The sequence below is a fragment of the Stenotrophomonas sp. STEN014 genome (assembly GCF_056760315.1).
This window is the reverse complement of sequence record NZ_JBRREN010000007.1, coordinates 60149-84105: the sequence shown is the minus strand read 5'-3', so window position 1 is coordinate 84105 and position 23957 is coordinate 60149. Positions and strand designations below refer to the sequence as shown.

The following is a 23957-nucleotide window of genomic DNA, read 5'->3' as shown; positions in this document are numbered from 1 at the left end:
CGCCGGGCGCGGAAGGGTTTTTTCTGTCTGGATTCCCGTTGGAGACTGCTTCGTGACCGTCAATATCGATCGTCGCCGCCTGATCATCGGCGCCGGCCTGGGGGTTGGTGCGCTGCTGCTGCCGGTCGGCCGCACGTTGGCTGGCGAGCTGCTCGGCGCCAAAGGCTTCACCCACAATGTCGCCAGCGGCGAACCCGGCCCGCATTCCATGCTGCTGTGGACGCGCTATTTGCCCCCGGCAGGCAGCAATGACGTGACCCTGCAGGTGGAAATGGCGCTGGACCGCGCGTTCACCCGGGTGGTGGCCGGCGCCAGTGTCCGCACCGGGAGCTACCGCGACTGGACAGCCAAGCTCACTGTCGATGGTCTGCAACCGGCGACCACCTACTGGTACCGTTTCATTGCACCCGATGGCAGCTTCTCGCCGGTGGGCCGCACCCGTACGCTGCCGGTAGGCGAGGTCGCCAGCTTCAGGCTCGGCCTGTTCTCCTGCGCCAATCTGCCGGTCGGCTGGTTCAATGCCTACGCGCATGCGGCCGAGCGCGAGGACATGGACCTGTGGCTGCACGTGGGCGACTACCTCTACGAATATGGTCTGGCTTCCTACAAAACGCAGGACCGGGTTGCAGGACGTGAGGGGCTGCCGGCGCACGATCACGAAATGGTGTCGCTGCTGGATTACCGCCTGCGTCTGGCCTGTTATCGCGCCGATCCGGATCTGCAGCAGCTGCATCAGATGGCACCGATGGTGGCGCTGTGGGACGACCACGAGATCACCAACGACAGCTGGGAGGGCGGCGCGCAGAACCACCAGCCCGCCAGCGAAGGTGACTGGAACACCCGCAAGGCGGCCGCGGTGCAGGCCTATCGGGAATGGCTGCCGGTGTCCGACGAGCCGTGGAAGCAGTATCCGATCGGCACGCTGGCCACGCTGTACCGCACCGAGTCGCGCCTGATCGGGCGCACGCAGCCGGCCGATATCCGCAGCGCCTATCTGGCCGGTACCCGGGAGGCGCTGGAGGCGTTCCGCGATGGCCCGTGGCAGGATCCCTCGGCAACGATGCTCGGCCTGGAGCAGGAGAGCTGGCTGTACCACGGTCTGCAGCACAACGCCGGCAACACCACGTGGCAACTGGTGGGGATGGGCACCATCCTCGGTCGCACATTGATGCCGGAGCAGACCCTGGGCTGGCTGCGCCCGGAGGCCAGCGAACGTACGGTGCAGGCCTTCAAGGACAACATCCGCGGCGCACGCGTTGGCCTGCCGATGTGGATGGACCGCTGGGATGGCTACCCTGCCGCGCGTTCGCGTCTGCTGCGTGCGGCGCAACAGGCCGATGCCAACCTCGTGATGCTCTCCGGTGACAGCCACAACGCCTGGGCCTATGCGCTGGAGGAGGGCGGGCAACCGGCGGGGGTGGAGTTCGCGGTGCAGTCGGTCACTTCTGGCGGTATCGAAGGCAGCATGGCCACCGATCCGAAAACGGTGGCTGCGGCCTTCATGGCCCGCAACCCGGAAATCCGCTGGTGCGATACCGCACAGCGCGGCTACGCGCTGCTGGACATCAACCCGCAGCGGATCCGCTGCGAGTGGGTGTTCATGCAGGACATCAAGACCCGCACGACCGCGCTGGCCGGCTCCCATCAGATGACCGTGCAGCGCGGACAGAACCGTTTCAGCGGCGCATGAACTGCCGCCCGCCTGCCAACCGGCCACCTGCATCCGTTTCCAGGAATCTCCCATGAAAAACAGTTTCTACCTGCTGCTGGCGCTGCTGGCGGCTCCGGCGCTGGCCGGGGAACCGGCTGTCACCTCCGGCAAACCCCCTGTGCTGCCATTGAAGCAGGACGGGGGCACCTGGGATGCAGGACATGTGCAGGGCATCGCCGTGGACCGGCAGCGCGGCTTCATCTACTACTCGTTCACCGATCTGCTGGCCAAGTTCGACTTCGAGGGAAAGCTGGTGGGTACCTTGGCCGGCTGGACCGGCCATCTGGGTGATCTGGATCTCAACCCCGCTGACGGGCGGATCTACGGCTCGCTCGAATACAAGGCCGATCAGGCGTTCTACATCGCCATCATCGATGGCCAAGGCATCAACCGGCTGGGGATGGATGCCGCCGAGGGTGAGGTTTTCCGCACGGTCCATCTGCCCGAGGTGGTGGACGACTACACCGCCGACGTGGATGGCGACGGTCGCTTCGATGGTGATGACGGTCGCTACTCCGGCAACGAGGCGCAGTCACCGGATCACCGTTATGGCTGTTCGGGCATCGACGGAGTGGCGTTCGGGCCACGCTTCGGTGCGAGCGAGGGCCCGCTGTACCTGACCGTGGCCTACGGCATCTACGGAAACACCGCACGCACCGACAACGACCACCAGGTGCTGCTGCAATACGACATCCGCGACTGGGCGCGTCACGCGCAGCCACTGCTCGAGGCACGCCCGCACCGGCAGGGACCGGCGGAGGTTCACGGGAAGTACTTCGTGTACACCGGCAACACCACCTATGGGGTGCAGAACCTCACCTATGACGCTGCATCGCAGCGCTGGTTCATGGGCGTGTACCGCGGCCGCAAGGCGGCATTTCCCAACTACCAGCTGTTCGCCGTGGATGGCCGGGCGGCGCCGGTCCTTGGGGATCTGGTCGGGGTGCCGGCGGCCGATGGCAGGGGCTGGGAACAGGGTCTGCGACTGGCCCTGGCCGCCGATGGCCAGCGCGATCCGGCGACCGGCATCCGTGGCTGGAACCAGAAGGCCGATGTCGGCTTGCAGTCGCTGGGCGGGGGGCTGTTCTATTCCGTGCGCAATTCCGGTGCAAAGGGCGCGCAGCAGGCCGAACTGACGCTGATGCGCTGGACCGGCGACACATCGCAGCCGCTGATGCCGGTGTTGACGGAGCCGCCGGGGCAATGACCGCCGCCGGCCGGATTCGTCTTGCAGCGCAGCGGGCACTTCCGGGAGATGCCGCAGCGTGTTGCTAGACTGCCGTTCCACCATCCGGAGCCACGTGCATGGGCAGTTCGAACGATGAGATTGTCTTCTACACCCACCCGCAATCGCGCGGCCGCGTCGTGCGCTGGATGCTGGAGGAGATCGGGCAGCCCTACCGCGTCGAGGTGATGGGCTACGGGCAGAGCATGAAGTCGTCGGAGTATCTGGCGATCAATCCGATGGGCAAGGTGCCGGCCATCGTCCACCGGGGTGTGGTGGTGACTGAAACCGCGGCGATCTGCGCCTATCTGGCCGACGCGTTTCCGGCCGCCGGGTTGGCCCCGGCGCTGGCCGATCCGCTGCGTGGCAGCTACCTGCGCTGGCTGTTTTTCGTCGCAGGCCCGGTCGAGGCCGCGGTTACCGCCCGCGCGCTGGGCCAGGAGCCGCCCCCGGAGAAGGCCGGATTCGTCGGTTATGGCAGCTATGAGGCGACCATCGGCCTGCTGGAGCAGATCGCGGCCAAGGCGTCGCCGTGGTTGCTTGGCGAGCGTTTCAGCGCGGCCGATGTCTATGTCGGCAGCCAGATCCTGTTCGGCTTGACCTTCAAGACGCTCCCGCCGCAGCCGGGCTTTCTCGCCTATGCGCAACGTCTGGGCGAGCGGGAGGCGTTCAAGCGCGCCGCGGCGGCCGATGACGCGCTGGTCGCACAGCCGGCGGGCTGATGCCGTGACCCCGCGTAGCGGGCAAGCCTGCTCCCGGCTGGGGAGCGGCGCCCGGCGGTGGGGATGCCCGGCGCCGGATCGGCGTGGCTGCGCTCAATAGCGCGCGGCAGTCAGCGGCGCATCGGCCCACTGCCAGGCGGCGGCCTGCTGGCGAGAGGTTTCGCGCGCGGCATCGGTTTGGCCCAGGGCCTGCTGCGCCTGCGCTAGGCCGAACAGCGACCAGCCGTTGAGCGGATAGGTCTTCACATCCTGGTTGAAGGCTTCCGCCGCGCCGTTGGCATCGCCGTTTTCCAGCAGCGCGGCGCCCAGATACGGGCGTACCGGCAGGGGCCAGTCGGCCGGCTCGTTGTAGGCCAGTGCGTCCTCGGCCGCGGTGGCTTCGCGCAGGCGGGTGATCGCGTCGCGATGGTTTCCCTGCGTCCGCAGCAACTCGCCCTGCAGCAGCCCATCGGCGACACGCAGGACATTGTCGGCGTGATTGATGTCGAAGAAGCTCACCTGCGCCATCGCCGGATCGATGGCGATCGCATGCAGCGCGTCGGCTTCTTTTTCCGCTTTATCCACTGCACCTTTGCGCAGCTGGGCCATGCCGCGGGCGAAGTGGCGTATTGCGGCCGGATAGGGCAATTCCGACGGGGCGCTGGTATCGGACAGGATCGCGTCCCAGTCGCCGAAGCGGACCTGGGTGAGCAGCGGCGCGACCACGAACTGCTGCATGAACTGCATCGGCGCCTCGCCCATGGCGCTGCGGTCGGCACGCTCGGCCGTCTGCTTTGCCGCCTGCAGCGCCAGCGTGCGTGAGCCGGTCAGGCCGGTGGTCATCGTCGCGAAGTGCCAGTTATGTGGCACATAACCCAGCGGGTAGACGCCGTTGCTGCCGCGGCATACGGCCAGGAAGTCCTTGTCGGCGGTGGTGGCGGCCAGATTGGTCAGGGTCGCATCGTGGTAGCGGCCGACGCGGATGTAGATATGGGCGGGCATATGCACCAGATGCCCGGAGCCGGGCGCCAGCGCCGCCAGGGTATCGGCATAGGGTTCGCCGCGCTTGGGGTCGGGGGAGGCCTCGATGGCGTGTAGGTAGTAGTGCATCGCACCGATATGACGCGGATTGCGCGCCAGCACGCGCTCCAGTTCGCCGACCAGCTTCGGGGTGAACTGCGCCGGTGAGCCGTCCGCGTTCCAGTAGGCCCACGGCGACAGATCCATCAGCGCCTCGGCATACAGGGTGGCCGCGTCGTCATCGTCCGGGAACTGCGCGACCACCTGGGCCATCGCCTCGGCATAGGCGTGGTCCAGTGGTGCGCGGTCGTCCGGTACTGGGGCGAGATAGCGCTTCTGCAGTGCCTGGATCAGGGCCTGATCGACCGGTCGCGCGCTGCCGGCCAGATGCGCCGCCTTTGCCGCCAGCGCGCTGGCTTCTTTGGCCGCAGCCGGGTCCATCGGCAGGTTGATGTTCGGGCCCAGCACCAGCGCCTGTCCCCATGTGCACATCGCGCACTGTGGATCCAGTCGCGCCGCTTCGGCGAAGGCCCGTCCGGCGGCTTCGTGGTTGAAGCCGTAGGCCAGCCGCAGGCCCTGGTCGAAGTAGCGTTGTGCCATCGGTACGGGCGTGCCGATATCCCGATGCAGATCGCCAAAGGTTTCAAACAGGGGCACCGGCACCGAGTCGGGGACGGCGGCTGTCTCGATGCCGGCGTTCCCGGCCCGATCACAGCCGGTCAGCAGCAGCGCAGCCAGCGTCGATGGCAGCAGCAGGAGCGCGGATCGGCGGATCATTGTGGCGTCTCCGGAGCAGTTGACCGGGACGATACTGCGGCCCCGCGCGCGCGGTGATACGGCGCTGTGAAGGATGTGCCGGCATCTCTGGCGGGTGCAATCGCGCAGCCTGCAAAATATACTACCCCCCAGTACAAGGTATCGGGGTCGGTCATGCCGCACTCGCCGGAGGAAAAAAGGAAGGTTCTGGCCCGGGTTAAGCGTATCCGTGGTCAGTGCGATGCGCTGGAGCGCGCGCTGCAGGCCGGTGCCGACTGCGGCCCGGTGCTGCAGCAGATCGCCGCCATTCGCGGCGCGGTCAACGGACTGATGAGCCAGGTCATGGAAGCCCACCTGCGTGAGGAATTCGGCCAGCTGGCGCGGTCCGAAGCCCAGCGCGCCGCGCGCGTGACCGAGATGTCCAGCCTGATCCGTTCCTATCTCAAGTAATCCCGGGCGGCGCACAGCGTCGCCTTCCGTCATTCCCGCAGGAGAACAACCATGAAATCCCGTGCCGCCGTCGCCTTTGCCGCCGGTGAACCGCTGCAGATTGTCGAGATCGATGTTGCCCCGCCCCAGGCCGGCGAGGTGCTGGTCAGGATCACCCACACCGGCGTGTGCCATACCGATGCCTTCACCCTGAGCGGTGAGGACCCGGAAGGCCTGTTTCCGGTGGTGCTGGGCCATGAGGGTGCCGGCATCGTGGTCGAGGTGGGCGAGGGCGTCACCAGCGTGAAGCCGGGTGACCACGTGATTCCGCTGTACACCGCCGAATGCGGCAAGTGCGAGTTCTGCACCAGCGGCAAGACCAACCTGTGCGTGGCCGTGCGCGCCACCCAGGGCAAGGGCGTGATGCCCGATGGCACCACCCGCTTCAGCTACAACGGTGAGCCGATCTACCACTACATGGGCTGCTCGACCTTCTCCGAGTACACCGTGGTGGCCGAGGTCTCGCTGGCCAAGGTCAACCCGGAAGCCAACCCGGAGCACGTCTGCCTGCTCGGCTGTGGCGTGACCACCGGCATCGGCGCGGTGCACAACACCGCCAAGGTGGCCGAGGGTGATTCGGTGGCCGTGTTCGGCCTGGGCGGCATCGGCCTGGCGGTGATCCAGGGCGCGCGCCAGGCCAAGGCCGGGCGCATCATCGCCATCGACACCAACCCGTCCAAGTTCGAGCTGGCCCGCCAGTTCGGCGCCACCGACTGCGTCAACCCGAAGGACTTCGACAAGCCGATCCAGCAGGTCATCGTCGAGATGACCGGCTGGGGCGTGGACCACAGCTTCGAGTGCATCGGCAACGTCGATGTCATGCGCGCGGCGCTGGAATGCGCGCACCGCGGCTGGGGCCAGAGCGTGATCATCGGCGTGGCCGGCGCGGGCAAGGAAATCTCCACCCGGCCGTTCCAGCTGGTCACCGGCCGCAAGTGGATGGGCACCGCCTTCGGTGGGGTGAAAGGCCGCAGCCAGCTGCCGGGCATGGTCGAGGACGCGATGGCCGGCAAGATCGAGCTGGAGCCGTTCGTCACCCACACCATGGGCCTGGAGCAGATCAACGAGGCCTTCGAGCTGATGCACGAGGGCAAGTCGATCCGTTCGGTGATCCACTACTGAGATGAGTGCGATGTTCAACAAAGATGGATTGGCCGCCGCACTGGCTGGCATGGACGACAGCGCGGAAGCGCGTGAGGCGATCGAGCGACTGCAGGCATCCGATCTGGCGGAGATTGACGCGTTGATCCTGTCGTCGCTGGACCGGAGCTGGAAGAAGGCCGGCTTCGTTACCACCGGCGTGTTGATTGCCGCACCCGACGAATACGAGGATATTCCGGAGGCGTTCTACGCGTTGCGTATCCGCGCGCTGGCCAACGATTCGCGCATCGAGGTCAAGGGCGACCTGGACGTGTTGAAGACCTGCCAGATCCGCCTGTCGTCCGCCTCGGGAGGTGGCTGAGATGCTGGCCGAACGCCTCGAACACCGTGCCAGTTTCGGCGGCTGGCAGGAGGTCTACCGCCATCCTTCCCGGGTGCTGGGCTGCGACATGACGCTTGGGGTCTATCTGCCGCCGCAGGCGCAGGCCGGCGCCCGCTTGCCGGTGCTGTACTGGCTCTCGGGCCTGACCTGCACCGAGCAGAACTTCATCACCAAGGCCGGCGGGCAGCGCTATGCGGCCGAGCACGGGATCATTCTGGTGGCGCCGGATACCAGCCCGCGGGGCCCGGCGGTGGCCGATGCCGACGGCTACGACCTGGGCCAGGGCGCCGGCTTCTATGTCAATGCCACCACCGAGCCGTGGGCCCGCCATTACCGGATGTACGACTACATCGTCGATGAACTGCCGGCGCTGGTGGAGGCGAATTTCCCGGCCAGCGATGTCCGCGCGATCAGTGGCCACTCGATGGGCGGCCATGGCGCGTTGACCATCGCGCTGGGGAACCCCGGCCGTTACCGCAGCGTGTCGGCGTTCTCGCCGATCGTGGCGCCCTCGCAGGTGCCGTGGGGACAGAAGGCGTTTGCGGCCTATCTCGGCGACGACAGGGCGGCGTGGGCGCGTCACGACGCCACCGCGCTGGTTGCCGGGGCGAGCGAGCGTTTGCCGCTGCTGGTCGACCAGGGTGATGCCGACGAGTTCCTCGCCAGCCAGCTCAGGCCCGAGCTGCTGCAGGCCGCCTGCGAGGCGGCTGGCCATCCGCTGCAGTTGCGCCTGCAGCCCGGTTACGACCACAGCTACTACTTCATCAGCAGCTTCATCGGCGAGCACATCGCCCATCACGCCAGGGCGATGCGCGGTTGAACTGGCTGTCCCACTGGCGCAGGCCGTTCCTGCACCAGTGGGACAGTGGCCGGTGCGGTCAAGCCGGCAGGAAATCCGTATAGGCGTAGCGTGCGTCACGGAGCACGGTATCGCCCTGGCGCAATCGCAGTGGCGCACGGAACATCGGGCCGGCGCTTACGCAGGTGTGGAACTCGCCGTTCTCGCCGCAGGCATCAACGCCGGCGGGCAATGCGTCAAGGAAAGCCACGTCAAAGGCATGTCCGGCGAACGTTGCATCCAACACCAGGCTATCCACGCAGCACAGCTGCGCGCGCAATCCTTCCTGCACCATCTGCCGGGCCAGCGCAGCGGTGTCGCGGCCAAACAGGGGAAACAGTGTGCGCCAGCCGAGTTCGGCGTACTGCTGCACGCGCCAGTCGCGGATGTCTGCCAGCAACAGATCGCCGAAGGCGATGGTTTCCAGCGCAGGCCAGCGCTGGCGAGCGCCGGTCAATGCCTCGGACATGCGTGCCAGGTACACCGTGTTGTCGCAAACCGGTGGAATCCAGGCCTGTACCAGTGGCAGTCCCGCGGCATCGGCTTGGGCCTGGAGCACGTCGGCACGTACGTCTTGCATCGAAGAGCGGTTGTAGCCTTCGGTGAGCGTTGTAAGCAGCGCAACGACGGTGAAGTCCTCGCGCTGGCGCAGTTCATGCAGTGCCCAGGCGGCATCCTTGCCACCGCTCCAGGACAGCAGGATCGGCGTGGCCACCGCTCAGCGCACGTCGCGCAGTTCCCAGTGGCTGCCGGCCAGCAGCCGCAGACGCTGCTTGAACAGCTCGCCGGGCAGGCGGGTGGTGGCCTGGAGGTTGATGCGCAGATCGGCCTGCTGGCCGGTCACCGTGGCATCCGGGTCGGTGGCGCCCAACGCCGGGTCGACATCCTCCGGATCCTCCTGGGTGGCCTTCCAGCGCTGGAACAGCTCGGGCGTGCGCAGCGCGGCCTGCAGCTGCGCGGCGAACTCCTCGGCGCCATTGGCGCTGAAGGACAGGCGCGGATCGTTGCCACGGGCTTTGGCCGGATCGGGCAGGGAGATGGAGTACTGCACGGACATACGGATTCTCCTGAGGGTTGACCCAACGTAACGTGCAACGCGTTGCGACCGCGTCACGCCAGTGATGGCCGGGGGTGATCGGTGGTCAGGCGGTGAAGCTGTGGGGCTCGTCGGCAAAACCGACGGTCACCGCGCCCTTGCCGACATTGACCATGCCGGTCAGGCTCATCACGCTTTCCAGCAGTTCCACCTTGTTCGCGCTGCAGGTATCACGCAGCGCGGCGTAGCCGGGCAAGGTGCGCAGTTCGGAAAGCTCGCCGCCGTAGCTCACGCATACGGTGGGCGTCAGCAGTCCGTTGCGCACCCGTTGCCCGGTGAAATCGAACAGCTTCTGCACCGCGTTGTCGAAACCCTTGATCTTGGCCACCGGCGCGGTATCGCCACGATAGCCGTGCAGTACCGGCTTGATATCCAGCGCGCTGCCCAGTGCGGCGCTGAGCAGGCCGACGCTGCGGTCGCCCTTGTGGCGGGCGCGGGCGCGCAGGTAGTACAGATCCCGGGTGACCATGTAGCCATGCACGTTGCCCGCCAGCTGTTCCAGGCGCTCGCGCATCTGCTGCACGCTGGCACCGCTTTCACGCAGGCGCACCGCCTCCACCGCGGTAACCGCCTGCGCGGCGAACAGGTTCTGGGTGTCGAGCACGCGCAGGGCGAACGGCGAGTTGTGGCCGGCAGCCTGGCGCACGGGCTTGTAGTCGTTGAGGATCGCGAAGCTGGCCTGCATCGCGTTGTCGTGGATCGGGCTGCGGGTCTTGGTGATGGTCATGCAGAACACATGGTCGTAGTCGATCACCAGCGTGCCCAGGAACAGATCACGGATCTGGTTGACGCTGAAGGCAATGGTTTCCGCTTCGGCACCGCCCTCGGCCACATGCGCATGCAGGAAACCCAGCGTGGCCTCCTCGTCGCGGTGGTCGGCCAGCACCGCTTCGCCGATCCGTACCGTGATGGGCAGCAGCACGATGCCGTGCTGGCGGATGAACTCCGGCGGCAGGTCGCAGGCCGAATCGACAACAATCCCTATGCGCATTAAAGCCCCCCGTCCCGATGTGATCTGAATGTGCGAACCGTATCGCAAAACCAACGCCGGCGTACGGTTTCTGGCCAGGTAATCCGTCCTTGAGCGGCGGCTGCCCGATGGTCCAGCGTGGAGTCGGCTGGACCGTATCCGGTTCCTCCCGCGCAGGCCTGCCGAGGGGGGTGACCACCGGGCACAGGCCCCGGCGATGGCGGCGCTCCCTGCACCTCGATGAAGGCGCCCGCCCGCCACATTGCCTCACACCTGGCAAGTCCACTCGCTGGTGCGTGCCGGCTCCGGATCTGCGCAGACTGCCGGTCACGGCCGGGACCGGCCGGCAGGCTTCCAACCTCTCCGGCGTGCAGGTATTGAAGCGACTCTGCCGCCACCAGATTTTTCCCCCACGCAACAGCGGTATCAGCCATACCGCTACGCAGGGTGGTATTTATGAATGCGCGATAGAATGCGGCACATAGGGAAATTTGGCGAAGTGCAGTATGTGTTCCAGCAACGCGCTTTCTACAGGTCAGGCCGCCGGACAGGCCGCAGATACTCCAGGCGAAAAAGCAGTGACCGCCCACGGAGCCGGAGCGGTGGATTCACGCATGATTGTGATTGCGGTGAACCGTCCGCTGATCCAGCACGGGCTTGTGCATCTGCTGGAGAAGCTGGAGGCGCCGGGACACATAAGCATCAGCCGCAGTGTCGCCCAGACAAGCCAGCTGCTGCAGCGAAGTAACGTCGAGGTGCTGTTGACGGATCCCGAGCATGCTTCGCAACTGCATCGTGCCGATCGTCATGCACTTGCGTCGGTGCGCACGCTTGTCATCACCTCGCGCGACCATGCCGGTGAGGACGCTTTTCCCAGGCAGGGCCGTCTGTGCGGCATGCTCAAGGAAAAGGGCTGCGAGTGCAGTGCCCGTCTCCTGCTGTTGACGCTGCTTGAATGCCGGTTCAGTGGCGCGGAAGATTCCCGGTGCGGTGGGTGTGTGCTGCAGGAAACCCTTAAAAAAGCCGATCTGCCGCTGTCGCCGCGTGAGTTCGAGATATTCCTGCGCATTGGCGAAGGCATGGGGCCGACACAGATCGCCAGCGAGTCCGGCCTGTCGGTGAAAACCGTCGAAAGCTATCGCGAGAAAATAAAGCAGAAACTGCAGCTGCAAGGCCGTGACGCCCTACTGGCGGCATCGATGCGGTGGCGCTCCGGTTACTTCATCCAGATCGCACCCGGCGACGATGCCGATTCACCCGCAACGCATCATGTGTTCAGCCATTGCTCGGCGAACTGCTCCGCCGGCAGCGGTACTCCGTAGAAATATCCCTGCGCATGGCTGCACCCGAGCCGCTTCAGCGCATCCACCTGCAGCGCGCTTTCCACGCCTTCGGCGACCATGCGCAACCCCAGGCTCTGCGCCATCGCGATGGTGGCCACCACGATGGCGTAGTCGTGCGGTTGCTCCAGCATCCCCAGCACGAAGGAGCGATCGAGCTTGATCTTGTCCAGCGGGAAACCCCGCAGATGCGCCAGCGACGAGTAGCCCATGCCGAAGTCGTCCAAGGACAGTGAGAAACCGGCATCTTTGAGCTTCTGGAGGATGGACAGCGAAGACTCGGGGTCGATCATGATCCCGCTCTCGGTCAGTTCCAGGTCTATTTTTCCGGGCAGTACCCCCGCTTGGCGGACCAGGTCCAGCAGCTGTTCGGCGAACTGTGGATCATCGAGCTGGCGCGGGGAGATATTGATTGCCAGCTGGCCGGGGAGGGCACGCCCGGCCGACTCCCAGTGGTGCAGTTGCCGGCAGGCCTGGGCGGCAACCCACTGGCCGACGGCGCCGATCAGGCCGCGATGTTCGGCCAATGGGATGAACTCGTCGGGACTGACTTGGCCCAGCACCGGATCGTGCCAGCGCAGCAGCGCCTCGGCACCGACCAGGGTGCCATCTGCGACGGTTACCTGGGGCTGGTAGTACAGCTCCAGGGCACCTTCATCCAGGGCATGTTGCAGACGACTGGCCAGTTGCGCGCGCCGCAACAGGCGTTCACTCATCTCCGGCCGGTAGATCTCGATGCCGCTGCGCGAAGATTTTGCCGCATACATGGCGATATCGGCATTGCGCAGCAGCAGGCCGCTTTTGAGGCCGTCCTCCGGGCAGCTGGCGATACCGATGCTGGCGCGGATACCCATCATCGACTGGCCGATCCACAGGGGTCTGCCGATCGCCGTGGAGAACCGCAAGGCAGCGGTTGTCGCGCCGTCCTTGGCGCCGGTCGGGGTGAGCACGACAAACTCGTCCCCACCGAGCCGGGCCACCATTTCCTGTGGTTTCAGGTTCTCCTTCAGACGGCGTGCGACCTCGATCAGCACTTCATCGCCGACGCTGTGTCCCTGGGTGTCGTTGATCTCCTTGAAGTCATCCAGATCGATGAACAGCAGCGAGAACGGTTTGCGGGTCTTCCCGGCATCTATCAGGTGACGTTCGAGGTTGCCCAGGAAGTTGGCCCGGTTGGGCAACTGGGTCAGGTCGTCGAACAGGGCCAGCTGTTCGATCCGCGAAAGCTGCGAGACCTGCAGCGAGATGTCCTGCACGGTACCGACCACGCGTACCGGCTTGCCGTTCTCCAGCAGGGCCCGGCCGCGCTCGCGCAGCATGCGCAAGGGATGCCCGGGGTGTTCTACCCGATAGCGGACGTCATAGGTGACGCCGCTGGCCAGGGTCGAGGCGAAGGCGGCATCGACTTCGGCACGGTCGGCCGGATTGACCCAGTAGCGCAGGCGTTCGTACCCGTTCTTCTCCTGGGTCTGTTCCAGATGCAGCATCTCCTGCGCGCGCGGGCATCCGTTCAACGGGCCTTCCGGCAGGAACAGCTCCCAGCGTGCAAGCTGCGCCAGATCATGTGCCTCGGACAACAGGGCTTCGCTCTCGCGCAACGACGATGTGGATTTGGATAGCGCATGGCGATCGGTGAAGACATAGGCGTTCATCGCGATGCCCATGTCCAGAAACAGCCGCTTGATCACCGACTGCATGGCCGCTGCGTAAAAGCGCGGATCCTCGGTCAGGATCGGCTCCAGAGAGTGGGTGATCTCGCTGAGCAGCTGGCTGCAGGAGCCCAGATACCAGTGCGGTTCCAGCCCGATATGGTGGTGGACCATGCCGATACGCAAGCGGTTGTCGACGTAGGCTGCATCCACCGGTGCGCAGAACAGCTCGCGCAGGTAGTGCTGCTGCATCCCGCGCAGGCGGTCGAGCTGGCGCCCGTCCTGTATGTAGGAGCCGGTTTCAGCGAACGCGCCCACATGGGCGTAGAAGCGGTCGATGTTGTGCTGGGAACAGCTCTGGATGTAATCCCAGGCCTGGTTGAGGTTGCGTTGATCTTCGGCGTTGTATTTCAGATAGGCCAGACGCAGGTCGATTTCAGCTTGCGGGATCTCTGGCGTTCCACCGGAAAACGGTGAGCTGGGTTTTGGAAAATCCATCTTCAAACCTGTTGGAAACTAGAGCGTAGCAAGTGGGGTGTCGCGGATGGCTGCCGACGGCGGCAGGGCCTGCAGATGGAAGCGACCGGTCTGGGCATGCAGCTCCCGTGCGGCCTCGTGCAGGGCCTCCGCGGCGGCGGCGTTCTGCTCGGCCATGGCGCTGTTCTGCTGGGTAAAACGATCGATCGTATCGATGGCAACATCGACTTCGCGCAGGCTCTGGCGCTGCTGCCCGGCATCCGCGGAGAGGATGCCCAGGTCATGGTCTATCAGCCCCGCGGCCTCGGTGATGTCCCGCAGTTTCGCTGCCGCGTCGGCGACCAGCGACTGGCCGTGCAGGACGCCCTGCGTCGATGCCGTCACGATCCGGTTGATCTGTTGTGCGCTCTCGGCGCTGTGCTGGGCCAATGCCCGTACCTCACTGGCGACCACGGCAAAGCCCTTGCCATGGACGCCTGCGCGGGCCGCTTCCACGGCGGCGTTGAGTGCCAACAGATTGGTCTGGAAGGCGATCGCGTCGATCTGTTTGACGAAGTTGGCGATCTGGGTGTTATCCCGGGCCATCGTGTCGATGGCATGGGCCACCGCGGTGACCATGTCCTGGCCGGACTGCGATTCCGCGTTGATCCTGGCGGCCTGCGCGGTGATCGCATCCAGTGCGCGGTTGGTCTGTTGCAGATGCACGCCCAGCTGTTTGACCGCACTTGCCGACTCCTCCAGCGAAGCCGCCTGGGCTTCGGTGCGACTGCTGAGCTCGCTGCTGCTGGCGGCGATCTCGCTTGCGGTCTGCAGCACCGCCGCCGATGACACCTGGATGGACCGGATCATCTGCGCCAGATTGCCCGCTGCGGTGTTCAAGGCCACGTGCAGTTGCTGGAAGACCCCCTCGGCATGCTCATCCAGCCGGCTGCCCAGCTCGCCGCGGGCCAGAGCACTGGCCACGCCAACGGCACTCGTCATCGGGGCATGCACCGCCTGCATCATCGTATTGAGCAGCTCGGCCAGTGCCTGCATGCTGCCTTCATAGTGCGCGGGCTGGAGCCGGCCATCCAGGTCGCCATGGCCGACGCGGCGCACCAGCTCGTGTACCGCGTGGATGTCGTCCCAGATGGCGAAAGCCCCCAGATAGCGGCCGTTGCCATCACGGATCGGCATGGCATCCAGTTCCATGCGCATGGGCCCGATCTGCAGTGACGCCGATATCTTTGTCCGCGCGTTGCGCAGCGCCTCGCGCTGGTGCTGCGGATGCCGGTGGAAGATATCGATACTGCGACCCACCAGCTGCTCCGGATCGAAGTCGGGGAAGCGACTGCGCATGGCTTCCAGGTTGCGCTGGAACATGCGCTTGAGCGCATCGTTGACGTACACGATGGTGCTGTCGGCATCGGCCAGCATCAACTTGGCGGTCATGTTGTCCAGTGCGGTGCGCAGACGCAGCTCGCTATCGGCGGCCTGTGCCCAACGGGTCTTGTCGGTCCATTCCACCGCGTAGATGCTGGTAGTCCCGTCGGCGCCGGCGATCGGGGTGATGGCCAGGCCGAACCGTGCGCTGCCGACACGGATGTCGGTCAGGTGGCGCCCGGTGAGCTGTCGCAGCTGGAGGTGGCGCGCCGCCGGATCATGATGGAAGCGGTCGATCGAACTGCCCACCAGCGTCGCCGCGTCAAAATCGGGAAATTGCTGGCGCAGTTCTGTTTCCAGGCTGGCCAGCATGTTCCGCAATGCCGGGTTGACGGCCAGGATGACGCCCTCGGCATTGGCGACCATCAGGCAGGTGCTGGCGCCATCGAAAATGCTTGCCCACAGCGCGGGCGACAACGATTGGATACCGGCGGCGCGCCTGCGCGGCCAGAATGCTCGGATCAGCGCTTTCAAAGGACCCCCTCCCTTTATCCGGCGAGGCTATGAAAGGCCGACGCGCTCCGCCAGCGGGGTTTCCCCCTCCCCCTGCCCGGGGCTGCCGCAGGCGGATGACGCAGGTGGCCGTGCTGGCGACGGGCAGCGCACAAAGCCGTATGCACGGCGCTGCGCGCGGCTTAAGCTAGCGGCGCAATGCGATAGGTCTGCACGTCACCTTCAGGGGCCGCGTATGTGGGTGGGTATCGCCATATGGATAGCAGCTGATCGGGGAGACAGTGGTGGAAACGGCACGTTCGGTGGTGGAATTCTGGCGGGCGGCAGGGCCGCAGCGCTGGTTCGTGCGTGACGATGCGTTCGATGCGGCGTTCCGCGAGCGCTTCCTGGACGCGCACTACACCGCTGCCCGGCGTGGCTGTGAGGACTGGCTGCACGACGCCGAAGGTGCCCTGGCGCTGCAGATCCTGCTGGACCAGCTTCCGCGCAACTGCTTCCGCGGTACCGCCCATTGCTATGCCACGGATGGGCTGGCACGGCACTACGCCATGCGCAGCATCGAGGAAGGGCTGGATCGTGAGCTGACACCGCAGCTGCGGGCCTTCATCTACCTGCCGTTCGAACACTCCGAAGACCCGGTCGACCAGGATCGCTCGGTGGCGATGTTCGAAGTGCTGGGCGATCTGGAATACCTGCGCTTTGCCGAACTGCACCGCGACATCATCCGCCGCTTCGGCCGCTTCCCGCACCGCAACGCGGTGCTGGGGCGGATTCCGACCCCGGAGGAGCTGCACTTCCTGGCCGAAGGCGGGTTCGCCGGCTGAGTCCGCAGCCGGCACGGTTTACCCAAAAAAAACGCCGGCAATGCCGGCGTTTTCTGGTTCTGCTGTGGCCAGTAGCCGATCAGTACTTCGGTACGCTGTTGTCCACGTGCTCCGACCAGGCGTCGATGCCGCCGGTGATGTTGAACACGTTGCTGAAACCCTTGGCGCGGAACTGTTCGGCGGCCTGCGCGCTGCGTCCACCACGGTGGCACAGGAACGCCAGCGCGGTGTCCTTGGGCAGGGCTTCGAGCCTGGCGCGGTTGTCGCCGTCAAAGGTTTCGAATGGCGCGTTGATCGCGGCGACGGCGCGCTCGTCGGCCGGGCGCACATCAACCAAAGTGATGCTGCCGGCGCGCAGCTGGTCATCGGCGCTGCGTACGTCCAGCTCCTGCACCGCCTTGGGGGCGTTGGGGTTGTTGATCGCCAGACCCTGGCCGCGGATGTCGTCCACCCAGTCGATGGTGATGCCTTCGGCGCGGCGGGCGCTGGAGACATCGAACTGCACGCGCAGGCCATTGGATTCGGCGGCAATCGCATTGGGATCGTGCGGGGCCAGCTGGAAGTTCGGCTGGAAGTTGGCATCGATGCTCAGCTGCAGCGCGGCACCGGGGGAGTCGGCCAGCGCGCCCTTGAGCATTTCCACCGCCGCCGGGGTGACGGTGATGGTCGGCGGGGTGCGGTCCGGGGCGGCCACACCCAGCAGGCTGCTCAGCTCGCCGCTGTTGGCCATCTGCAGGATGATGTCGCTGCCGCCGATCAGCTCGCCGTCCACGTACAGCTGCGGAATGGTCGGCCAGTCGCCATAGAGCTTGATGCCTTCGCGGATGTCCTGGTCGGCCAGCACGTTGACATGACCGAATTCCACGCCCAGATCCTGCAGCGCGCCGACGGCCTTGGCCGAAAAGCCGCATTGCGGCATGGACGGCTGGCCCTTCATGAACAGGACGACGCGGTCGGCGGCGAGGATGGATTCAATGCGCGAACGCAGGGCAGGGTCCAGGGACATCGGGAACTCGCAGAAGTGGTGAGGACTGCGGCTGATTCTACGCTGCATGGCATCATGGGGCATGACTGCCCCGGAAACCCTGTATCGCATTCCTGTGCGCCCCTGGCGCTGGGTGAAGTGGCTGCTGGCCTCGCAGCTGGGTGTGGCGCTGGTGTGGTGGCAGCTGGGCTGGGCATGGGGACTGCCGCTGCTGCTGGCCAGCCACGGGCTGTTTATCGTGCCGGTGTTCCTCCCCAACAGCCGCTTCTACGCGCCGGTGCTCAGCCGCGTGCCCGGCGCGGAGGTGTGGCTGACCATCGATGACGGCCCCTCCGATGAGACCCCGGCGCTGCTGGATCTGCTTGATCGCCATGCGGCCAAGGCCACGTTCTTCATGGTGGGCGAACGGGCAGCGGCGCGGCCGGAGCTGGTGCGCGAGGTGCTGCGGCGTGGCCATGAACTGGGCAACCACAGCCACTCGCACCCGCAGGCGCGCTTCTGGGCGCTGGGTCCGGCGCAGATGGCGCGCGAGATCGGCCAGTGCCAGCGTGCCCTGACCGCCATCGCCGGCACCCCGCCGCGCTGGTACCGCTCGGTGGTGGGCATGACCAATCCGTTTGTCGCCGCCGCGCTCAAGCGGCATGGCCTGACCCGGGTGGGCTGGAGTGCGCGCGGCTTTGACGGGGTGGGTTGCACTCCGGAAGGGGTGATGGCGCGGATCGCACCGGATCTGCAACCCGGCGCGATCGTGCTGCTGCATGAAGGCGCCGGTCATGGCCAGAACCTGGCCATCATCGAAGCGGTGCTGGAGCAGCTGCAGGCGCGCGGCCTGCGTGCACGCCTGCCACAGCGAACGGCGTAGACTCGCCTCCCCGCCATGCCGGCGGTGTACCGGACCTGCACCATGCCTTTTTCCCCGCTCGGCCTGTCTCCTTATTTATTGCCCGCCCTGCAGCAGGCGTTGCAGCAGGCCGGCTATGCGGCGCCGACCCCGATCCAGCAACAGGCGGTACCGCTGGTGTTGAAGGGTCGGGATGTGGTGGCGCTGGCGCCGACCGGGTCCGGCAAGACGGCCGCCTACGTGCTGCCGGCGTTGCAGCGCTTCTTTGTGTCACCGCCGCGCAAGCCCCGCGTGCTGGCCCAGCTGGTACTGGTGCCCACCCGTGAACTCGCGCTGCAGGTGGCCGATGTATTCGCCACGCTGGGGCGTGAACTGCCGCGCAAACCGCATCTGGTGTGTGCGGTGGGTGGGGTGTCGATCAATCCGCAGATGATGGCCTTGCGTGGCGGTGCCGATATCGTCGTGGCCACGCCCGGGCGGCTGCTCGACCTGCTGGCGCACAACGCGTTGTCGCTCAGGCAGGTACAGCTGCTGGTACTCGATGAGGCCGACCGTCTGCTGGAACTGGGCTTCGGCGCCGAGCTGCGGCAGTTGCTGGCCGAGCTGCCGGTGCAGCGGCAGACCTTGCTGCTCTCGGCCACCTTCCCGGCCGATATCCAGGCGCTGGCCGCGGCCGGGCTGCGCGATCCGCAGCGGCTGGAAGTGGGCGCGCAGGCGCCGGTGGAGATCGAGCAGCGGGCGATCCAGGTCGATAGCGGCCGCCGTGCCGAGCTGCTGTTGTCGCTGCTGGAAGAACAGCAGTGGCCGCAGGTGCTGGTGTTCGTTGCGAGTATCCGCGAGGGCGACCGGCTGGCCGCGCAGCTGCGCAAAGCCGATATCAGCGCCCAGGCGCTGCACGGCGAGCTGTCGCAGGGCCGTCGCTTCGGCATGCTGCAGGCGTTCAAGGATGGCCGGTTGCGGGTGCTGGTGGCGACCGATCTGGCGGCGCGGGGCATCGATATCGCGCGCCTGCCGGTGGTGGTCAATTACGAATTGCCGCGTGCGCCGGCCGACTACCTGCACCGCATCGGCCGTACCGGGCGGGCCGGGGAGAAAGGTCTGGCGGTGAGCTTCATCGATGCTGCGGCGATGCCGCACTGGCGTCTGATCGGCAAGCGCCACGGGCTGGCGGTGACGGTCGAGGTGCTGCCCGGTTTTGTACCGCAGCAGGCGGCACCGGCGCCGGGCGTGGTGGCCGATAGCAATGGCGGCATCAAGGGCCGCCGGCCCAGCAAGAAGGACCGCCTGCGCGCGGCGGCGGCCGCCAAGACGGCCGGCTGACGCGCCGGCCTTGCCCGGTCAATCTTCGAAGTCGTTTTCCGGTGCCACCGCCGGCTCCGCGGCCGGGCGCGGGCTGCGCTTGGCCGGCTTGCTCAGCACTTCCACATAGAACTGGGTGTTGCCGGCGGCGACCAGCGCGTCGATGGCGCGGAACAACCCGTCATACGCCACCGGCTTGGCGGAGGCTTCGTCCACGCCGAGCTTGCTGTCGAAACCCCAGGTATCGGCGCCGGCCGGCAGCGCTTTGCCGCGCTCACGCTTGGTGTACTTGCGGATGTCGTGCTTGCTGGCTTCCAGCAGGCGGTCCGGATGTTTGCCTTCGATATCGAGGCGGTAGGTCTTCTTCACGGGAATCTCGTTGCGGTGCCGGCCCGGGACGGGCGGCGGAGGGAATGGGCCAATTATCGGCGCAAATGGGCCGGCCGTGGCTGATCGCGCTGCGCGACCAGCAGCCAGTTGTTGAATGGGGTGTTGCCGTACAGCGGGGTGAGGCGCACCGACAGCCCGGCCTGCTGCAGCAATGCCTTCAGCGATTCGGCATCGGGATAGTGGCGTGGACGGAACTGCATCCAGCCGATCAGGTTGGCGGCACGGTCGCCCAGGCGCGAGATCCGGCCGCGGCGGCTGTCATCAGCCAAGGCCATGCGCAGCACCAGCCGGCCGTCGCCCTCCAGCATGCCGGCGGCGTGGCGCAGCAGCGACTGCTGCGCCGGGGCCGGAAGGTATTGCAGGACATCCAGAATCGCGACACTGCCGCGGTGTTCGGGCAGGGTGGTGGCCAGGTCCATCACCTCGAAGCTGGCGTCGGCCAGCGCGGCGCGACTGGCCACCGTACTGCCACGGCGGATCTTGGCCGCATCGTTGTCGACCCCACGGTAACGCATGCTCTGTCCGTCCCGGCGCAGGGCGTGGGCCAGCAGGCCCAGGCCGCAGCCCATGTCCAGCACGGGGGCGCGGGTGCCGCGCAGGGCCTGCAGCACCCCGGGGTAAAGCGGGTCGCTGCGCAGCTTGCCCAGGGTGTAGTAATAGTCCCAGCGGTTGCCCCAGGGCCGGGTCGGCGCGAAGGCGCGGGCGATGACGCGCGCGTCATCGGACGTCATCGCCGGGGAGTCGTCGCGCGTACTCACGGGGGCTGCGAGGCCGCGAGCAGGCCACTGGCGACCGGCAGCGCCACTTCCATCCAGCGCCGGTACATCTGCGCCGACGGATGCAGGCCGTCGTCGACCAGCATGGCCGGCTGGTCGCCGCCATCACGGCTGACCGGGGTGATATCGACGAAGGCCACGCCGTAGTCGCCGCAGCAGGCACGGGCGGCGGCGTTGAAGTCATCGATGTCCTGCGCGACCTGGGCGGCATCGCGGCCGTTGTCGCGCGCGTAGGGCGTGAGGCCCCAGTCGGGAATCGACAGCACCAGCACCCGGGCCGGCAGCTCGTCGGCCAGGGCGATCGCGCGCTGCAGCAGCTGCTCGAACTGCTGGCGGTACTCGGCCAGCGGGCGTCCCCGGTACTGGTTGTTGACCCCGATCAGCAGGCTGACCAGCGCGAACGGCCCCTGGGGCGCAGCCTCATCGATGGCCGCGGCCAGCTCGTCAGTGGTCCAGCCGGTGGTGGCGATGACCTGAGGGTCGGCCAGTGGCACACCCTGCGCGCGCAGCGCCGCGGCCAGCTGGAACGGCCAGGTGCCGGCGGCCGGCACGCCCTCGCCGATGGTGTAGGAATCGCCCAGCGCAAGATAACGGGCGGCAGCGGTATCGATCGCGTTCATCGCCTTCGCTCAGCCGGTTGCGGCATTGCGGGGTTTGAGTGTGACCACCTTGGTCACCGCGTCGGCCCGGCGGGCCAGCAGTTTGTCGATGCGGGCGAACACGTCGCGCATCACGCCGGCTTCCGGCAGCAGGGTCACGCGGAAGTGGTTGCGGTAGGGCACGTTGAAGCTGGAACCGGGCACCACCAGCACGCCTTCTTCTTCCATCAGCTGCAGCGCGAAATCATGGTCGTCAAAGCCCTGCGCGGCCGGGCCGACCACCGCCGGAAACGCGTACAGCGCCCCGGCCGGGGTGACCAGCGACAGGTGCTCGCTGGCGGCGCAGGCCTCGATCACCGCGCGGCGGGTCTCGTACAGGCGGCCGCCGGGGCTGCACAGCGCGGTGATGGTATCCGGGCCGTTGACCGCCGCCTCGATGGCGTACTGGCCCGGGACGTTGGCACACAGGCGCAGCGCGCTGAGCAGGTCCAGCGCGGCGCGGTATTCGCCCAGCTGTTCGCCGGCACCGGACAGCAGCATCCAGCCCACGCGCCAGCCGCAGGCGCGATGCACCTTGCTCAGGCCGCTGAAGGTCAGGCACGGATGATCGCCGGCCAGCGGCGCGACCGGCTGGAACTGCGCGCCGTCATACAGGATCTGGTCGTAGATCTCGTCCACCAGCAGCAGCAGGTTGTGCTTGCGGGCGATGGCGACGATCTTCTCCAGCAGCGCCCGCGGGTAGCTGGCGCCGGCCGGGTTGTTGGGATTGATCAGCACGATGGCACGGGTGCGCGCGGACACCAGCGCCTCCATCTCCACCGGGTCGGGTAGGAAGCCGTTTTCCGGCTTGCACTGGTAGTACACCGGGCGGCCGTCGTTGAGGATGGTCGCGGCCGACCACAGCGGGTAGTCCGGCGAAGGCACCAGCACCTCGTCGCCCGGGTTGAGCAGGGCGCGCAGCGACAGGTCGATCAGCTCGGACACGCCGTTGCCCACGAACACCCGGTCAGCCACCGCATCGGGCGCGCCGCGGCGGGCATAGGCGGCGGCGATGGCTTCACGCGCGCCCGGCAGCCCCTGCTGGTGGGTGTACGGATCGGTGCGGCCCATGTCATCGGCGATCGCGTGCTGCAGGTGCTCAGGCGCGCGGAAGCCGAAATTGCCGGGGTTGCCGATATTCAGCTTGATCAGCCTGCGCCCTTGTGCCTCCAGCTCCCGCGCTCGCCGGGCCAGTTCACCACGGATCTCGTAGCGGACTTCGGACAGGCGTTCACGGGTCGCAAGCGGTTTGGCAGAGGTTGACATTTCTCAGAGCCGTCAAGGGCATGGACACCGCATGGTAGCGGAATTGTTGCGATGCGGGGCAACGGTTCCATTCCCAACAATCCCCATCAATCAATGGCGCAACTGCCGCGCAAACCGCGCCTGCGCAGGGCCGTTTCCCCCTGCGACCACCGCCTTGGCCGGAGTCGATGCCGCAGCCCGGTAGAATTGGCCGATGACAGATTCCATCGACTTCACCGCGTTGCGTCCCATTGGCTGGCCCTGGCCCGGCGCGCCGGAAGATCCGGCCTGGCAGGGGCTGTTCGCCGCGCATCCGCAGGCCCGTCCCGGACGGGTGATCGAGCAGCACCGCTCCGGCTATGTGGTGGCCGATGCGCCCGAGGCCGCGATCAAGACCGAATCGCCCCCGGAATGGCAGCGGCCGCGCTTCCCCAGCCACGAGCGCGCGGCGGTAGGCGACTGGGTGCTGCTGGAAGGCAAGCGCATCGTGGCGCTGCTGCCGCGGCGCACCTCGATCAAGCGCGGCGCCGCCGGCGAGCATTACCACCAGCAGGTGATCGGCGCCAACATCGATACGGTGTTCATCGTCTGCGGGCTGGATGCGGACTTCAATCCGCGTCGCATCGAGCGTTACCTGCTGCTGGTGGGCGGCGGTGGCGCCGAGCCGGTGGTGGTCCTCACCAAGGCCGACCAGACCGAATACAGCGACGATGCGCTGGAGGTGCTGCAGGATCTGGCCGCGCAGCAGATCCCGTTGCTGGCAATCAACGGCAAGGATCCGGCCAGCGTGGCCGCCTTGCATCCGTGGCTGGGGCCGGGCCGCACCGTGGTGCTGGTCGGTTCCTCCGGTGCCGGCAAATCGACCCTGACCAACACGCTGCTGGGCGAGGAGCGGATGAAGACCGCCGAGGTGCGCGGCAATGACTCGCGCGGCCGCCACACCACCACCCATCGCGCGCTGATGCCGTTGCCCACCGGCGCCTGTCTGATCGACACGCCCGGCATGCGCGAGCTCAAGCCCACCGGCGAGGAAACGCTGGCCGAAGGCGGTTTTGCCGATATCGAAGCGCTGATCCTGCAATGCAAGTTCAGTGACTGCTCGCACCAGACCGAGCCCGGCTGCGCGGTGCAGGCCGCGATCGAGCGTGACGAGATCGATGAGACCCGGCTGGAGAGCTACCGCAAGCTGCGCGAGGAAGTGGCCGCCGCCGCCGCCAAGCTGGCCCAGCGCCAGGCCGAGCAGGCCACAGAGCGGAAACGCAGCGGACGTGGCGCGCAGTGGCGTCCGGTCAACAAGGGCAAACGCCGCTGACCGGCAGCGGCCACTGA

General features: G+C 66.8%; 23 protein-coding genes. 12 read left to right on the top strand and 11 right to left on the bottom strand.

Annotation, left to right across the window (positions count from 1 at the left end):
- The first annotated feature begins 52 nt into the window (after positions 1-52).
- From ACVOMC_RS11205 to ACVOMC_RS11195, 3 genes are all read left to right on the top strand, one after another.
- Positions 53-1690: an alkaline phosphatase D family protein gene (locus tag ACVOMC_RS11205; protein ID WP_481523998.1), complete on the top strand. Its 1638-nt coding sequence runs from the start codon at positions 53-55 to the stop codon at positions 1688-1690.
- A gap of 52 nt (positions 1691-1742) precedes the next feature.
- Positions 1743-2918, top strand: coding sequence for a hypothetical protein (locus ACVOMC_RS11200; RefSeq protein WP_481523997.1), 1176 nt, complete (start codon positions 1743-1745; stop codon positions 2916-2918).
- 98 nt (positions 2919-3016) lie between these two features.
- Complete coding sequence (locus tag ACVOMC_RS11195; RefSeq protein ID WP_481523996.1) at positions 3017-3658, top strand: glutathione S-transferase family protein; 642 nt, start codon at positions 3017-3019, stop codon at positions 3656-3658.
- 93 nt (positions 3659-3751) lie between these two features.
- Here the strand turns inward: ACVOMC_RS11195 and ACVOMC_RS11190 are convergent, their stop codons facing one another.
- Positions 3752-5434, bottom strand: coding sequence for a tetratricopeptide repeat protein (locus ACVOMC_RS11190; protein ID WP_481523995.1), 1683 nt, complete (start codon positions 5432-5434; stop codon positions 3752-3754).
- 153 nt (positions 5435-5587) lie between these two features.
- Between ACVOMC_RS11190 and ACVOMC_RS11185 the strand changes: the two genes are divergently transcribed.
- Genes ACVOMC_RS11185 through fghA form a run of 4 tightly spaced genes read left to right on the top strand, consistent with a single transcriptional unit; the run spans position 5588 to position 8205 of the window.
- Positions 5588-5863, top strand: coding sequence for a metal/formaldehyde-sensitive transcriptional repressor (locus tag ACVOMC_RS11185; protein WP_481523994.1), 276 nt, complete (start codon positions 5588-5590; stop codon positions 5861-5863).
- A gap of 51 nt (positions 5864-5914) precedes the next feature.
- Positions 5915-7024, top strand: a complete 1110-nt coding sequence (locus ACVOMC_RS11180; protein WP_481523993.1) for an S-(hydroxymethyl)glutathione dehydrogenase/class III alcohol dehydrogenase — start codon at positions 5915-5917, stop codon at positions 7022-7024.
- Between the two features lie 10 nt (positions 7025-7034).
- Entirely contained in the window at positions 7035-7364 is a 330-nt protein-coding gene (locus ACVOMC_RS11175; protein ID WP_481523992.1) for a DUF3658 domain-containing protein, read from the top strand.
- A gap of 1 nt (position 7365) precedes the next feature.
- Entirely contained in the window at positions 7366-8205 is an 840-nt protein-coding gene (fghA, locus tag ACVOMC_RS11170) for an S-formylglutathione hydrolase (protein WP_481523991.1), read from the top strand.
- 58 nt (positions 8206-8263) lie between these two features.
- Here fghA and ACVOMC_RS11165 read toward each other — a convergent pair whose 3' ends face one another.
- The 3 genes from ACVOMC_RS11165 to ACVOMC_RS11155 form a co-directional block, all read right to left on the bottom strand.
- On the bottom strand, positions 8264-8938 hold the full coding sequence (locus ACVOMC_RS11165) for a Dph6-related ATP pyrophosphatase (protein WP_481523990.1): 675 nt from the start codon (positions 8936-8938) through the stop codon (positions 8264-8266).
- A gap of 3 nt (positions 8939-8941) precedes the next feature.
- Positions 8942-9280, bottom strand: a complete 339-nt coding sequence (locus ACVOMC_RS11160; protein ID WP_054658058.1) for a hypothetical protein — start codon at positions 9278-9280, stop codon at positions 8942-8944.
- Positions 9281-9365: 85 nt separating this feature from the next.
- Positions 9366-10310 (bottom strand): DegV family protein, encoded by a 945-nt coding sequence (locus tag ACVOMC_RS11155; protein WP_481523989.1) that lies wholly within the window; start codon positions 10308-10310, stop codon positions 9366-9368.
- Between the two features lie 485 nt (positions 10311-10795).
- Here ACVOMC_RS11155 and ACVOMC_RS11150 point away from each other — a divergent pair, with 485 nt between their 5' ends.
- On the top strand, positions 10796-11611 hold the full coding sequence (locus tag ACVOMC_RS11150) for a helix-turn-helix transcriptional regulator (RefSeq protein WP_481523988.1): 816 nt from the start codon (positions 10796-10798) through the stop codon (positions 11609-11611).
- Here ACVOMC_RS11150 and ACVOMC_RS11145 read toward each other — a convergent pair.
- Both ACVOMC_RS11145 and ACVOMC_RS11140 read right to left on the bottom strand, forming a co-directional pair.
- On the bottom strand, positions 11557-13776 hold the full coding sequence (locus ACVOMC_RS11145; protein WP_481523987.1) for a putative bifunctional diguanylate cyclase/phosphodiesterase: 2220 nt from the start codon (positions 13774-13776) through the stop codon (positions 11557-11559). The two genes, ACVOMC_RS11150 and ACVOMC_RS11145, sit on opposite strands and share 55 nt — an antisense overlap.
- Positions 13777-13794: 18 nt before the next feature.
- Positions 13795-15594, bottom strand: a complete 1800-nt coding sequence (locus tag ACVOMC_RS11140; RefSeq protein ID WP_481523986.1) for a methyl-accepting chemotaxis protein — start codon at positions 15592-15594, stop codon at positions 13795-13797.
- 317 nt (positions 15595-15911) lie between these two features.
- On the opposite strand from ACVOMC_RS11140, the gene ACVOMC_RS11135 reads away from it, so the two are divergent.
- A complete protein-coding gene (locus tag ACVOMC_RS11135) occupies positions 15912-16454 on the top strand; it encodes a DUF924 family protein (RefSeq protein ID WP_481523985.1) in 543 nt (180 codons plus the stop codon).
- Positions 16455-16533: 79 nt separating this feature from the next.
- On the opposite strand, the gene grxD is transcribed toward ACVOMC_RS11135, so the two are convergent.
- Positions 16534-17460, bottom strand: a complete 927-nt coding sequence (grxD, locus tag ACVOMC_RS11130; RefSeq protein WP_481523984.1) for a Grx4 family monothiol glutaredoxin — start codon at positions 17458-17460, stop codon at positions 16534-16536.
- A 61-nt stretch (positions 17461-17521) separates the two neighbouring features.
- Here grxD and ACVOMC_RS11125 point away from each other — a divergent pair, with 61 nt between their 5' ends.
- Positions 17522-18301, top strand: a complete 780-nt coding sequence (locus ACVOMC_RS11125) for a polysaccharide deacetylase family protein (RefSeq protein ID WP_481523983.1) — start codon at positions 17522-17524, stop codon at positions 18299-18301.
- A 42-nt stretch (positions 18302-18343) separates the two neighbouring features.
- Complete coding sequence (locus ACVOMC_RS11120; protein WP_481523982.1) at positions 18344-19600, top strand: DEAD/DEAH box helicase; 1257 nt, start codon at positions 18344-18346, stop codon at positions 19598-19600.
- An 18-nt stretch (positions 19601-19618) separates the two neighbouring features.
- On the opposite strand, the gene ACVOMC_RS11115 is transcribed toward ACVOMC_RS11120, so the two are convergent.
- From ACVOMC_RS11115 to ACVOMC_RS11100, 4 genes are read right to left on the bottom strand one after another with little or no spacing between them, the layout of a single operon-like run.
- Complete coding sequence (locus tag ACVOMC_RS11115) at positions 19619-19948, bottom strand: DUF6172 family protein (RefSeq protein ID WP_057505576.1); 330 nt, start codon at positions 19946-19948, stop codon at positions 19619-19621.
- 53 nt (positions 19949-20001) lie between these two features.
- Positions 20002-20700 carry a class I SAM-dependent methyltransferase gene (locus ACVOMC_RS11110; protein WP_481524077.1) on the bottom strand — a complete coding sequence of 233 codons (699 nt, stop codon included), beginning with the start codon at positions 20698-20700 and terminating at the stop codon, positions 20002-20004.
- A 23-nt stretch (positions 20701-20723) separates the two neighbouring features.
- A complete protein-coding gene (locus ACVOMC_RS11105) occupies positions 20724-21365 on the bottom strand; it encodes an SGNH/GDSL hydrolase family protein (protein ID WP_481523981.1) in 642 nt (213 codons plus the stop codon).
- A gap of 9 nt (positions 21366-21374) precedes the next feature.
- Complete coding sequence (locus ACVOMC_RS11100) at positions 21375-22649, bottom strand: aminotransferase class I/II-fold pyridoxal phosphate-dependent enzyme (RefSeq protein WP_057505579.1); 1275 nt, start codon at positions 22647-22649, stop codon at positions 21375-21377.
- A 193-nt stretch (positions 22650-22842) separates the two neighbouring features.
- Between ACVOMC_RS11100 and rsgA the strand changes: the two genes are divergently transcribed.
- Positions 22843-23940: a ribosome small subunit-dependent GTPase A gene (gene rsgA, locus ACVOMC_RS11095; protein WP_481523980.1), complete on the top strand. Its 1098-nt coding sequence runs from the start codon at positions 22843-22845 to the stop codon at positions 23938-23940.
- The last annotated feature ends 17 nt before the right edge of the window (positions 23941-23957 follow it).